This is a genomic window from Deltaproteobacteria bacterium CG11_big_fil_rev_8_21_14_0_20_49_13, from assembly GCA_002796305.1.
Classification (GTDB): domain Bacteria; phylum UBA10199; class UBA10199.
In genome coordinates this window covers 1-13959 of the sequence record PCWZ01000049.1, presented here as the reverse complement: position 1 = coordinate 13959, position 13959 = coordinate 1, and the positions used below count along the sequence as shown (strand labels likewise).

The 13959-nt window shown below is 48.7% G+C and carries 13 protein-coding genes; 5 read left to right on the top strand and 8 right to left on the bottom strand.

The features are described from left to right. The first annotated feature begins 72 nt into the window (after positions 1-72). The 4 genes from COV46_04265 (at position 73) to tolB (ending at position 3319) form a co-directional block, all read left to right on the top strand. Complete coding sequence (locus tag COV46_04265; GenBank protein PIR17383.1) at positions 73-783, top strand: Tol-Pal system subunit TolQ; 711 nt, start codon at positions 73-75, stop codon at positions 781-783. Positions 784-788: 5 nt separating this feature from the next. After that, the gene (locus COV46_04260; GenBank protein ID PIR17382.1) at positions 789-1220 is read left to right on the top strand and encodes a protein TolR; all 432 of its coding nucleotides are present in this window, start codon (positions 789-791) and stop codon (positions 1218-1220) included. Between the two features lie 142 nt (positions 1221-1362). After that, the gene (locus COV46_04255; protein ID PIR17381.1) at positions 1363-2019 is read left to right on the top strand and encodes a hypothetical protein; all 657 of its coding nucleotides are present in this window, start codon (positions 1363-1365) and stop codon (positions 2017-2019) included. 7 nt (positions 2020-2026) lie between these two features. After that, the gene (gene tolB, locus COV46_04250) at positions 2027-3319 is read left to right on the top strand and encodes a Tol-Pal system beta propeller repeat protein TolB (protein PIR17380.1); all 1293 of its coding nucleotides are present in this window, start codon (positions 2027-2029) and stop codon (positions 3317-3319) included. 1 nt (position 3320) lies between these two features. On the opposite strand, the gene COV46_04245 is transcribed toward tolB, so the two are convergent. From COV46_04245 to COV46_04210, 8 genes are all read right to left on the bottom strand, one after another. After that, entirely contained in the window at positions 3321-4703 is a 1383-nt protein-coding gene (locus COV46_04245) for a hypothetical protein (protein PIR17379.1), read from the bottom strand. Positions 4704-4708: 5 nt separating this feature from the next. Then, a complete protein-coding gene (locus COV46_04240) occupies positions 4709-5779 on the bottom strand; it encodes a hypothetical protein (GenBank protein PIR17378.1) in 1071 nt (356 codons plus the stop codon). 46 nt (positions 5780-5825) lie between these two features. After that, a complete protein-coding gene (locus COV46_04235; GenBank protein PIR17377.1) occupies positions 5826-7283 on the bottom strand; it encodes a hypothetical protein in 1458 nt (485 codons plus the stop codon). 14 nt (positions 7284-7297) lie between these two features. Further along, positions 7298-7741 carry a peptidoglycan-associated lipoprotein gene (locus tag COV46_04230; protein PIR17376.1) on the bottom strand — a complete coding sequence of 148 codons (444 nt, stop codon included), beginning with the start codon at positions 7739-7741 and terminating at the stop codon, positions 7298-7300. Continuing rightward, positions 7738-9507, bottom strand: coding sequence for a hypothetical protein (locus COV46_04225; protein ID PIR17375.1), 1770 nt, complete (start codon positions 9505-9507; stop codon positions 7738-7740). Before COV46_04225 ends, COV46_04230 begins: the two co-directional genes overlap by 4 nt. Then, complete coding sequence (locus tag COV46_04220) at positions 9504-10199, bottom strand: hypothetical protein (GenBank protein ID PIR17374.1); 696 nt, start codon at positions 10197-10199, stop codon at positions 9504-9506. Before COV46_04220 ends, COV46_04225 begins: the two co-directional genes overlap by 4 nt. Before the next feature lie 53 nt (positions 10200-10252). Further along, the gene (locus COV46_04215) at positions 10253-11512 is read right to left on the bottom strand and encodes a hypothetical protein (protein PIR17373.1); all 1260 of its coding nucleotides are present in this window, start codon (positions 11510-11512) and stop codon (positions 10253-10255) included. 635 nt (positions 11513-12147) lie between these two features. Beyond that, positions 12148-13308, bottom strand: a complete 1161-nt coding sequence (locus COV46_04210; GenBank protein PIR17372.1) for an ATPase — start codon at positions 13306-13308, stop codon at positions 12148-12150. A 255-nt stretch (positions 13309-13563) separates the two neighbouring features. Here COV46_04210 and COV46_04205 point away from each other — a divergent pair. Beyond that, positions 13564-13959 (top strand): DNA-3-methyladenine glycosylase I (locus COV46_04205; GenBank protein ID PIR17371.1); only part of this gene is annotated, 396 nt, incomplete at its 3' end.

Genomic DNA, 13959 nt, shown 5'->3' with positions numbered 1-13959 from the left:
GGGGCTTGACATGCGAGCCTTTTTATTAGATTATCCGGACCCGCTGTACAAAATAACGGAGGAATAACGATCATGATACTCTTTTCAGCAATTGCCTATGCCGCCGACGCGCTACCGACGGTCGAAACAACGGATATAGGCTCCAACAACCACGTTCTGGCCCTTTTCTGGCAGGCCGACATCGTAGTTAAGTGTGCCCTGCTCATTTTAGTGATCTTTTCGGTCATTTCATGGGCTATTATCGTAATGAAACAGCGCCAGCTGAAGATGTTCAAGAAGAGGACACAGCAGTTTCTCTATTCTTTCTGGCAGGCAAAGTCTATAGAAGCGCTCGTCTCAAAAGGCTCCTTCAGGAAAAGCCCCGTATTCAGCATTTTTAAGACCGGCATAACGTCACTTCGCGATCCCGACAACGCCAAGAACCTGGAGTACATTCAAAGAGACGTTTCAAGAACGACAGACGAGGAAGTTGAGCAGCTCGAATATTACGTTCCGTTCCTTGCAACAACGGCAAGCGCGGCGCCGTTTATCGGCCTCTTCGGAACGGTGTGGGGGATACTTAACGCGTTCTGGAAGCTCGGTAGCGGCGGTTCTTCTTCTATAGCGGTCATCGGCCCGCACATTGCGGAAGCCTTGATCGCAACTGCAATAGGCCTTGCCGCGGCAATCCCGGCGGTTATTTTTTACAACTTTTTCGTCAATAAGATAAGGCTTCTCACCCGCGACATCAACCAGTTCTCAAGCGATCTTATGAACAGGATACAAAAGGAATATTTCAGATAATTATTATGACAAACAACCACAACGGTAACGGCCGGAACAAACCTCTGGCCGAGATCAACGTAATTCCTTTCTGCGATATATTGCTCGTGCTTCTTATCATATTCATGATAACGGCGCCTCTTATGCAACAGGGGCTAGATGTCAACCTGCCGCAGGCATCCGCGCCCTCTATTTCAAGGGAAAAGGCCGACATAATACTCACCATGAGAAAGAACGGCGACATTTTCGTGGGGGACGACCCCGCGCCGGTGACCATAGGCTTTCTTGAAAAGAAGCTTGGCGATGTCTACAAGTCGAAAGAAAAAAAGGACCTTTTCATCAGGGCCGATACCGATATCATGTACGGCGACGTTGTTAAGGTCATGACGCTGGCAAAGAGCGCTGGCATCCTGCGAATAGGAATGGTAACTCAGCCCGAGAATGTAAAGCCAAACTGAAGGGTTAAATGTGTACACGCGTCAGGACGTCCCAAACATATCCCGCCCGATATTCTACTCCGCAATAGGGCATCTGGTCCTGATAATAATCCTGTGCGTTGTCCCTTCGATAAAGCGGACTTTTTCTGATAAGCCCCTGCAAATGGTATGGGTTGAGCTTCCGCGCGGGACCTCCGAAGATATAGGGACCGGCATGAAAAAGTCCGAGGCCCTTCCTAAAAGCACCATTCAGGAACAAAAAGATCTCTTGAACCCGAAGGCTGAAATAGACAAAAAGACGATGAAGGAACCGGAAAAGGATAAGGACAAGAAGAAAAAAAAGAAAGAGAAAAGGCCGGTTAAGAAAAAGTCAAAAGAGAGCGCCGCCCTTGCAAAGATAGACAAACTTTTGAAAAAGCGCGTGATACAACCCGAGGCCGCCCAATTAAAGGATGGCGGTGAGGGGTTCAAATACGGGACGAGCGACGAGCCTTTAAGGGTTCCTATTGACGACCCGGAATATGTAAAGTATCAGGCAATGATACGCTCGAAGATAATTCAGGAGTGGATAGTCCCCATGAAGTACGGCGAGATGCCGGAGGGGACAAGACCGAAGTCGCGGGTGATAGTCATGATAAATGAGGGTGGCGAGGTAATATCCACCCAGTGGGAACGTAGGTCCGGTGACGCATCATTCGACTCCTCCTGCGTGCGCGCGATACAAAGGGCCTCCCCTTTTGACGAACCTATCGAAAGGCTCAAATGGGAGGCATACAATGAGGGATTTTTGGTGGAATTCGATCCGAGATTAAAACCATAAGGAAACATTGATCATGAAAAAGACACTACTTCTTGCTTCTTGCCTCCTGCTTCTTGCTTCTTCTGCATGGGCCCGCATCTATATCCCCGTCGACCAGCCTTCGGACAAACTTTTCCCGATCGCAGTTACCGAACTTGTAGGGCTGGATGGAATGCGCGGTTCAAAGCTTACAGAAAAGGTCCCCGATATAATAAAGAACGACCTGACCATTTCTGGATATTTTCAGGTTATCCCCGATTCCGCTTTTCTTGACGCGAGCGAAGCTCTCACATCAGACACTATAAACTTTGCAAAATGGACGGCTCTTGAGGCGGGCGGCCTTGTGAAAGGCTCCATCAAGAGGAAGGGGGGGGAATATACCGTTCAGTTGAAACTCTTCGACCCCTACTCGGCCCAGCTTCTTGTGGGAAAACAATATACATCCAACGAAAAGAACCTGCGTTCCGTTGCTCACAGATTTTCCGACGATATAATGGAGGCGCTTACGGGCAAACGCGGGATATTCAACACAAAGATCGCCTACACCGCCATGAGCGGAAGGGGTAACAAACCTATTTATGTGATGGATGTGGACGGCGAGAACAATTTCAGGGTTACGCCCGATTCATCTATAAACTTAGGTCCCTCATGGTCGCCCGACGGTAGCATGCTGACCTTTGCCTCTTACAAAAAGGGGAACCCCGAGATATTCTTCGTGAACCTTGGCAACGGAAACATGCGACAGTTGACCAACAACAAGAACACGAACATAACGCCGGCCTTTCTCACCAATAATTTGATCTACTACGCGTCATCGCTCGGATATTCTACTGAACTCTTTACAAAGAGCATAAGGGGCGGAAAGGAAAGACAGCTAACGAGCAACTCCGGAATAAATCTTGCTCCGCGATTTTCTAAGGACGGCGGGACAATGGTGTATTCATCGACCCTTCCCGGAAGACTCCACGTCTTCAGAACAACTCCGGAAGGGGGACTAGGCACAAGGTTGACCTTTGTAGGTGTTCATAATGATTCGCCGGACATCTCCCCGGACGGCACAAAGATAACGTTCTGCGGACAGGACTCGGGAACGTTCGACATATTCGTGATGAACAGCGACGGCAGTAACATTCAGCGCCTAACGATAGATTCCGGTTCTAACGAACATCCAAGATGGTCGCCCGACGGCCGCTATATAGTCTTCAGCTCTACCAGAAAAGAAGGCGCCGGCATATACATGATGCGGGCCGACGGTGCAAACCAGGTGAAGATGTCCAAGGGCGGCGGTCAGCTCCCCGACTGGGGCCCATGGCTTAAATAATTCATTTAGATATGCAGGTAAGCGTTGTGCCTTTGGTAAAGTCCGCCATACACGCCGTCTTTTCGCCGCCAGACAATATTATCTTCTTCTCCACCCACTTGTTCTCTGGTTCAAAATTTACCTTGAGCGTATAATCGCCCGGCCTCACCTTTACCGAACGAACGGGCGTCTCTCTCCTCTCAACGAGCCCCGGGATGTAAACATATCCCCACGGTCGCGCCTGAACGCTTAGGGTCGCTGGCATGGAAGACGGGATCGCCTTCTTCTCCTCTATCGTAGGGGTCGTTCGGACCGGTTCTGGTGTGTAACGAATTGAATGGGGGCTGAAACTAAAAAAGAGTCCCGAAAGGATGATGAACAAGATAGAATACACATATCTTAGGCCAAGCGCCTTCTTTTCGGGAGGGGTTCTTGAGACAACGCTCAAGGCCTTGGTCTCATTTCTTTTGTCGTCTGCTAAAGATGGCGCCTGCTTAATATTCTCTTTAAAATACCCGCGAAGCACGCCGGAGAGCTCGATGCTATTGGTGACAAGACCGTGAGACACAATATATCTATTTATGTCATCTAAAAATTCTCTGGCCGTCTGATATCTTTCCGAAACATCTTTTTTTAGCGACTTTATAATAATTTCTCTAAGTTCGGTGTCCATCTCTCTGCCCCAACCGTTTGGCAGTGACGATCGTTTTACCTCTTCGATCGTCATGAGGTCGTTGGGCGCGTCATAAAGCCTTTGGCCGGTCAGAAGCTCATAAAATATAACGCCTACAGAATAAATATCGGTACGCGCATCAACCGCTTTTCCTCCTGCCTGTTCGGGGGACATGTAGGCATATTTTCCTTTCACCTGTTGCGCGGTGGTTTCAAATGATCTGTGAAAGCCCTTGGCAATGCCAAAATCGGCGACCTTTACCTCTCCGCTGAATGAAACAAGGATGTTCTGAGGGCTGATATCACGGTGAACTATCCCTGAATTTTTATTATGCGAAAAATCGAGGGCCTTCAATACCTCTGAAACGATAAAACAGGTGAGTTTGAGCGGCCATTCGGTAACCTTTGAACTATCTTGAACCGCTTTGAACAGCCTTCTAACATCCACGCCATCCACATATTCCATAGATATGTAGAATACGTCTTTATCTCTGCCCAGCTCATACACCTGAACGATATTTTGATGCTGAAGCTGTACCAACGCCTTGGCCTCATCGCAAAGCATCGTTATAAAATCTTTGCTGTCCGACCAGACGGGAAGGATCCGTTTAACGGCAACCGTTTTTTCGAATCCTCCCTCGCCCACATACTTTGCTTTGTAGATCTCCGCCATCCCTCCCTGAGCTATCTTTAGCTCTAGGATATATTTGCCGAACTTGTGCGGAAGGCGCATGGTCTTTATTCCGTTTCGCCAGCATCAGTCTGCGGCTTCAACAACTCAACCGTGATCGTTCCGGTCTCGGAATGAGCCGTCAGTTTTGCGCCGCCGCCGTTCACATCCGCGACCAGACGCTGTCCGTTGGCGTCCACCGCCTCCGGAGCCGGGAGATCGGGCGCGCTTATCGTGCCGGCATCAACCAGGGCATCCAATTTGGCGCCGGTCCCTGCGTTAAAGACAAGCTTTATCGTCCCGTTTTTTGTGTCAAGCGAGCTGTCGTTCTTGAGATGTGTGCTTTCAAGCAGATGATAGGTGATGTTGCCGGAACCGTTCAGAACGCTAACGGCGGAGGAAGGGCGCGCACTAACAACAATATTACCGCTTTGGTTCTCTATCTCTACCGAATTCCCCCCGGCGTCTCCAACATTAATATTGCCGTTTCCATTCGACACCTTCACTGTACCCATGACATCGAAAACAAAGACATCACCGGCGACGTTCTTAAGTGACTGCGCCCAAGAGCTCGGGGTATTAACAACAACGCAGGTCTGATATCTGACGCCTGGATAACTGCTGTCGGGATGATTCGCTACGACCCGGGCCTCATCGGCCTTTGTCCCTGCGGATATCTGGATATTGCCCAGGCCTTTTTTTGAATCTTCACCGGTCTCGGCAAGCGCCCATTTTCTCACACCCCAAGACGCTTTATCTGTATCGTTCGTACCGTAAACAAATACGGCGCCGTTGATATTACCGACATACAATTTTGTTCCTTCCGCTATCTCTCCCCCCCAATCCTCTTCGGCCACGATCTCGTCGTAGGCGGCTGTCTGACCGGCCAAATCTTCATCTTTTTTGATAGGCACCGGCCGATAATCTGAGCAAATGCCATCGAAAAAATCCTTAACTGATCCCGGAACGGGCGCCTGCACTGTTTGAACAATATCAGCATCGGCAACGCCTTCGGTGCCGGTGTCGGCGGGACTATCGACGCCTCCTCCTGTTACATCGGAAGTAGCGCTACCGCATGCGGCAACAAGCGCCGTGCAGAACAGCATCGCCACCACGCCTGCTATCATCCTCTTTTTCATATCTTTCCCCTTTCTTAGTTTCTCTTTTAAGAAACCATTGCGAGCTTTATTCTAAAGCCCTTGTGATCTTAAAAAAACCGCCGATATCGAAAGTTCTGTTATCGCCGGTCACATCATATCGGAGCCTGACAGTGTTTCCGCTCACATTAAGCTTTGCCTTTCCAGCGTCCCACTTCATCGGACTTCTCACAACATCGCCGTCACTTGGCAGGGCGGCGGTTCCCATCATTTCAATGTATTCATCTCCATCGACACCATTGATGAACCATTCAAGCCATATTTTTTTGGAACCGAGATCAGCTATCGTAAAGAGGTCCGTATCTCTCTCGCCGTCGTCGTCTTCGATCAGCGTAATGGGATAGATGTATCTCTCCGCTGTACTCCCTGATGGCGCGCTAAAAGAAGGTGTAGACAACGCCTTTACAGATTTCGATTGTATATAACCTGTCACTACCAAATTACCGTCCACGACCATTCCTTCATCAACCGAGATATCGAATTGGGCGCCGACGTCAGGATTGCCATTGGCTCCGCTTATGATCTTTGGCGCGACCAATATCTTGTTATAAAGATACTGATTATTATCGGTTCCGACGATATTGCCGGATGCTCCGTGCGTTGAAGTTGCGGAACCGTGCTCATCTATGCTGGCCTGAAGCACTGCGTCTGCGCCCGATCTTTCGCCTGTCTCTGCCGTTATGCTCGATTGAAGCGTCGTGTCTGCCGCAGACCGCGCCAGAGATTCGCTGTTTAGACCGGCCTGAAGCGTCGTATCAGCGCCCTGTCTCGCCGTGGCCTCGCCCGTGATCTTTGCCGTGTAATCGCCCTTTGTCCAATCGACCTCTTCCTGCCGTTTTTTTATCGCAACATCGAGGTCCTTCAGCACTCCCTGAACCGTGCTTGAGCCTGAGTAAATAAACGTCGAGCCTACCCCTACCTTGGAAGCGCCCGTCGAACCCTGAACGCTATTAACAAAATTTCCAAGGGTGCCGTTATCCTCAATGTAAGAAATGAGTTCGTCGCTAAGATGGCTTTTTAGTATCACCCCGCCCCCTATCATCTCTCCTTTTAGAGAGCCTTCCGTCAGCCCAAGGGCTTTTTCGGACCAGAGGGAATACGGAACGGAGACTATCTCGAGCTTATCGTACGGCTTTTGGCCGGGTATCTCTACCTGCAGGAACCGTCGGCCATTCGGGTCGAATATATCGGAAGGGACCCCTCCCGTTGCCGCCCCGCCGCCACTAAGCCCATTTCCAATCATTGCGCTCACCCTCCCATCTGCGACATCCAGTTGCTGGTTCTCTTCATAGAGAATGTTGCCTTCATGATCTATGATCCTGAAACTGAAGTCGGTACTGCCATCCTGGATCAGATTTCCACCCTCATCGAAAAGGGCGCTCTGATAATTAAGAAGAAGAGGTATCTGCCTTGTCTCTTCTGCCCCGGAAATGGGAGAAATAAAAAGCGCCGCAAGGGAGAACAAAACAAGGAACGCATATTTCATAAGATCCTCCAATTTTATCTAGTGACGAATTCGGCCCTTCTATTTTCGCGAAGGTCTTCGACCTTATGTCCCGGGTTCAAGGGTCTTTCGGAGCCGTAACTCACGAGCATGATGACCCGCTCCGGATCAACACCCATCTCCATTAGATACGCCTTGACCGTGCGCGCACGCCTGTCGCCAAGCTCCATATTGTATTCTTTAGGACCGACCTCGTCGCAGTGGCCTTCTAAGATAATATAGATCCCATTGTTCCTTTTTAGCCATGACACGTTCTGGTCCAGCTCTTTTTCGACGGCTGGAAGGATGACGTCGCTTGCGAACGGAAAATAGACTCGGGTCACAGGGGGAGCCGCCGCCTCTCTCTTACTCTCCCCCATATATGAAGACGGGACATTAATGCCGCTCTTCGCACATCCTGCAAGAGCTACCGCCGCCGCTATGAATGACAGCTTTCTCATTTCTCTATGGCCCCCACATCCGTTGCGGATCCGTTCGGCCTTGGATCCCCATATAGATCGGTTTCGTTTTCAACATTAAGGCCTGAATCCACGAGAGCGTTGCTTATCGGGAAATAGGATGGCCCCACAAGCCCATCCAAGCCGCCTTCATAGGAAAGGTTCTCGCCAACGATCGTTCCCGGAACGAAAAGACCGGCGCCGCCGATATATTCCGATGTGAGCGTGAACTCCCCGTCACAGTCTATAAGCGCCGCGTTCGTCCCCGTTTGGGGGAATGTGGTGAAAAGATTGTTCTTCAGCTCAGCTCCGGACATGTCGTTCCCGAGGCACCAAAGAACCGCCTGGTCCTTTGAGAGAGAGGTATAGACCAGATTATTAATTATCTTCGGCGATCCGCCGTTAAATGAGATGCCGGAAGAGACCTTCGGGCTTTTGGCATACGATGACGAATCGATGGTGTTGTTGATGATAGTTGCGTTCGAATAAGTCAGTTTTATCCCCGTTGCATGTTCACCGTTGCCGGCAACGATGATATTATTGTAGATCTTGGCAAGGGCCTCAACAATCGCAACGCCTATTGAAAGCGTCGCCTTATTTGAACCGCCCCCGCTTATCTTATTGGCGTTGAGCTTGACTTCGGCATTCTTTCCAAGGATCACTCCGCAGGACCTTGGGCTTTTATTATTACCTTCAATGACATTATTCGTGAGCTCTATTTTACTATTTTCAATATAGGCGGCCGCCGTGTCGCATCCAAGATCGTCCGTATCAGGTATGATCCCGGCAACACTGTCATCGTCGCCATTATTTACCACAAAGAAACCGTCGATCTTAACCTGTCCTTCTAGATCTTTAAAATAAAGCGTTGCCGGAAGGTCGCTTCTACCAAGCGTCGTTTTAAATTGCGGCAGATCGTCAAGAACGCTTCTTTGTGTAAATTCGGCCGAAAACCCTCCGTATAGATCGACTCCGTCGGTAAATTCTGCTCCTGAGACATCATAGAAACCCGCTACTGCATAGACGTCATCTCCTCGGACCTTTGCCAGCTCGATGGCGCGCTTAACGCCGGTCACCGGTTCCACAAACGTGCCGGAGCTCGAATCGTTTCCGTTACCCGCATCAAGATAGGTTATGTGCAGACCGTCGCCGTCGATGTCGTCGTCGCAGGCGTCCCCAAGATTGTCGGCTGTCACAAGATCCCCGTCCGGGGCCTTGACACCCTCCATAGAGTAGGTCTTGTCGGTATTTTCCTGACCGGGATTTGAAACGCTTTTACAATTATCGCTATTGTCGCCAACGCCATCATTATCGGAATCTCTCCATTCTTTGGCGTCAAGCGGAAACACATCTTTACTATCGCTATAATCGTCCGAATCGGTATCCTGCCTTAGGGGATCGGTTCCGTTCTTGATCTCCAAACCGTCGATCATTCCATCGAAGTCAGTATCTTTATTTTTAGGATCTGTTCCAAATTCCTGTTCTTTTGTATCATCGAGGCCGTCGTCATCATCGTCGTTCTCACAGGCATCGCCATTCCCGTCGGCGTCGGTATCAAGTTGGTCCGTGTTGGCCGTGTTGACGCAATTATCGTTCTCATCCGACACAGAATCGTTATCCGCATCCGGTGTGGCCGTCGGTATCGATTCAGAATACGCGGATTCATCTCCGGTCGGGGCGGGCTCGTCCGCGAGCTCATCATCGCCGTTTGAGCCTCCGCACGATATTAAAAGTGCCGACATCACGACCGCAATGGCGTTCTTGTTCATAAATTCTCCTTCACACTGAAGAACGGCGCGCCTTTTTGCTTTGTACCGTCGATTATCCTCACGATGACATTAGAAGAGCGGTTGGTTCGATAATTTTTTGCGGTGAGACTGTGTTCTCCCACAGAAAGGAGCGCGGGTGAGATTGACGCGATACCAGTTACAACGTTCGGAGATATTTCAATACCGGAGGTGCTAACATCCGTCATGGCCGCTATGGATCCGCCAAACTCGTCCTCTACCATCACCGGATCCTTAGGATCCGAAAAGACCCTCACAATAAAACGAGTGTTCGGGATAGACGCCCCGCTCTTAATATTGGCGAAGACCGGAACCGACTCTAGGGTTATTTCTACATCTTCGGTTTCACCCGACGAAACGTGAACGCCGCTTACTTCGCCGTCTCTTATGGAAAGCTCGTTCGGATTTATCGCCTCGACCCTGACGGTCCTTTCATCACCCGAAGGCACGCCCTCAACGGTTCCAGAATCGGCGGTTCCGTCAATCTCGGCCACAACAGGCGCTTCTATGCCTTCACCAGTTATCGTTATCTTATACTTAACGATCTTGCCGTGAGAGATATTGGGATTAAATGATTTGGAACCCGTAACGATCGCCTTGATCGTCCCTGTATTATTTGAACTATATGTTGAGCTATTGGAACTGCCGGAATTGCCGCCGCATGAAGCGATCATTAAAATTGCAAATAATAAAATAACGCTACTCATAATAAACCCCTTTAAGCGACTCATTTAAACTGCACGTTAACGCTTCCTGCCCCTTCGCTATCTCCCCCTCCTCCGCCAAGCATGACCGCCGCGGCGGCGCCGCCGGCTCCTGCAGCAACTACGCCGCCCAGAACCGCCCAGAATGCCGGTGATTTTGTGAGCTCCTTTTTGCGTTTTCCCAAGAGCACCGGCTCACCCACGCCATCTGGGTCGAGATATTTTTGGGGATCGCTCAAGATATTTACCTTTGTCTGCGAGATAAGGCTCTCGGCGGCTAAATTTAAGTTTTGTGACAGATTGTCCTTTGACTGGTCATAACTGATAACGATAGGATTGTGACCCGCCTTATATTTTCTATCTACCATCCTGATCGCAACCTCTCCGTTTCCACCTGCTTCTTCGTCAACATCTATGAGGATCGTCTTTGAAACCTTAAGAATCTCGGCAACTCTCACTCCTTCGGTTATTTCCGAGCGAGCGACGTCTTGGGACGTAAGAAGGTTCTTGATCGGCGCCTCCTTCTTTATTTCGGACGCCCAGTACAGTTTTTCCTTTATCTTTATCGTTTCGTCGGATCTGACGGCAGCGATTCGCTCAACCGGCCTATATTTATTGGTTTTAATTAAGATCTTATACTCACCCTCGGGGAGCTCTGAGACCACCAATGGGGTAACTCCACGGATGACCCCGTTGATATAAACTTCGCAAACTTTAGGGTCCGTATCGATACGGATCTCGCCCGTGGGAAGGCGCTCCATCTCGGACCTTGCCCTATCAAACGCATCGACCGTTGATGGCGGAAACGTTTTTCTATCTATTGCATAAAAAGGATCTATCTTAAGGGCCGACCTCAGGTATCCTTCAGCATTGGCCCTGTCTATAATAGCGGCCGTAACGTAGGCGTCCCTGAGCGTCCGACCCGACTCACCTTTGAGTAGCTCTATTGCGCGAGAGACCTCTGCATAAGCGGAATCGCTATCAAAATTATAATAATGTTCCTTTGCCTTCGAAATCAGTTTTACGGCTTCTGAAGATAGATCCGAAACGGAAATGCTGTCTGCTGTGTCGTAATAACTAAGCACCGCCTCGGATTTTTCCTTCGAGATGACCTCTATGTCATTTTTTGAGAGCGCCTCCATAAAAAGGTTGGCGATCTCTTCTGTTGAATCGTCGGAAACTCCGTCTTTGACCGGGACAATGACTGCTGTAATCCCTCCTGCAAATAGACGATATGGAAGAACCATCTGGAACACGATAATAGCAACCATAGCCTTCTTCATGCCGTTTCACTCAGCAAAAATCATGCCAAGAAAGAAAATCGTATGATATTAACGAAAGTTGCAAACAGTTGTTCGTTAATCCGAACAATGATACATTCATTTTTCCGGAATTTCGTACTTATTTATGTGCTTATGCGCTTGGCTGTCACCGGCCACCTGAAAACCGACGATTATTGACTCCTGTAAAAGTAATTTCGTCATTTAGTCAAAAAAAGGGATAGGCCTATACACTTGGCTCAGGTTGATTAAGATTTTTTTATGTGGCCACATTGAAATCATTATGTTTTCATGAAGTCACTTGAGCCAAGTGTATAGCCCAAAAAAGGATTGGGGAATGTTTGACAAGAGAGGTTAAGAGACGGTGCTTATATTTTAGGTTTAGCGGCCAAAGCGCCTTGTATCATAATTTGCGATTACAAAACAATACATTTGGTGAGCCGCGGGGTGGGGTAAATCAGGCCACATGGCCCATAAAACAGGTTCTAACTTGGTCTATCCTCCGCCAGATGCGCCTGCCAGACTTTGGAGGGGCTCGGCCTTCGGCTGAAGCGGAGCAAATATTAAAAACCCCCGATATCAGAGGGCTTTTTTGTTGATAGGGCAGCCACTTTACTAATAGCTTGACTAACGCTTGACTAATATTTTCTGCTAAAGGATAATACGTCTTCAGCAGCCAATGATTTTATTCCATCGACTCTCTGTCCAACCAGCGAAACTAAGACTGGTTCAAAATCGTCGTGCAGTTCACAGAACTTAAAAAGGCTTTTCAGTTCTTTTTCACTGACCTTGGAACTTTTTACCTCCACCGCCCATTTTTCATTATTTGGGCCAATAACAATAAAATCAACTTCGGCGTCCCTATCTTTCCAATAATAAGTGCTCCATCCAGCCTCGATAAAGCGCGCGCCGATACAATTTTCAAAATAATGTCCCAGTTTTTCCGGTGAGATCCTTTTGTTTATGGGTTTTTCAAAACACCGAATGAGCCCATTATCGTGAATTATCAGCTTTGGTGAGCTCTTTCTCATCCGTAGTAAAGATTTAGAATATTTTTCTACCCCACTTACTAAAAAAGCATCCGATAGTAATCTTAGATAATGTTGGATCGTTGGAAGAGTTCCCTTTCCATGCAGTTGTCCCTGAACTTTTTGAAGGCTGACGACCTGGGCTGGAAGTGAAATGGCCGCACCAAACACCTGTCTTAGCAGAGCTGGTTGATCCACAGGATATAACTGCAGCAGGTCTCTTCCGATCGCCGGTTCAATAATCGAATCCATGACGTATTGGCCCCAGCGATTGATATCGTTCCTTAGTATTGGAAGGGAACCAGGATAACAGCCAAATTCTATGAATTCGCTTAACGACAGATCAAAGACTTTTTTTGATTCTTGATAGTTCCAGTGCTCGGCCCGTATCAGTTCAAATCTTCCAGCTAAGGATTCCCTAAGTCCTTTTTCAATTAATAACGCCGAGGACCCTGTCACTATGACCTTAAGCGCCCCTGGTTTTTTATCCCATAGTTTTTTTAAAACTTCTGTCCAAGCTGATATCTTTTGGACCTCGTCTATGGCAAGTATCTTGGCTTCGCTCTCTAGCGCCCGATTCCACCACTCCTCGATCGCACTGCTCTGTGTTGGAGTTGGATTGTCCGCACTCTCGTAAATTGCCTTTTCTCCGATCGCTGCCTTAAGAGCCGTTGTTTTACCTACCTGCCTGGGGCCAACGATCACCTGTATAAGGGGTTCTTTTTCCGATAATCGGGCTGAAATGGTACTTACAAGTATTCTGTTTTTCATAAGAATATGGCTAGGTTACACCATGCTTTACAATTTGTAAAGTGTATTTTATAAATTGTTAATGTTGCTTTGATTTATAAAACAGGTTCTAATTTGGTTTACCGGGCGGAGCCAAAGGCCGGCCGGCACCAGAGCGCAAGCGATGGTGGGCGGCATGCCACCTTACGAGCCATGGCACGCAGTGCCATGATCCTGCTGTACACACAATTTTAAACTTGGAATTTTGGCGCGATGGGATATTGAAGCTCATATTCTATGAAACAACTTGTGCGTTGCCAGTGGTGCGAAAAAGACCCTGTTTATATCAAGTATCACGATAAGGAATGGGGAGTCCCCGTCCATGACGATAAGAAGCTATTCGAGTTTTTAGTGCTTGAAGGGGCACAGGCGGGGCTTAGCTGGCTCACTATACTTAAAAGGCGCGAAGGATATCGCAAGGCGTTCGCTGGTTTCAACGCCGAAAAGGTCGCGCGATTCACACCAATTCATATCGAACGTCTGCTTAAGGACGCGGGTATCATTAGAAATCGTCTAAAAGTTGGGGCCGCCGTTTCGAACGCCAGAGCATTTCTTAAGGTTCAGGAAGAGTTCGGTTCGTTCGATGCCTACAGTTGGCGCTTTGTTGATGGTGAAAGGATAGTAAACCCGCTG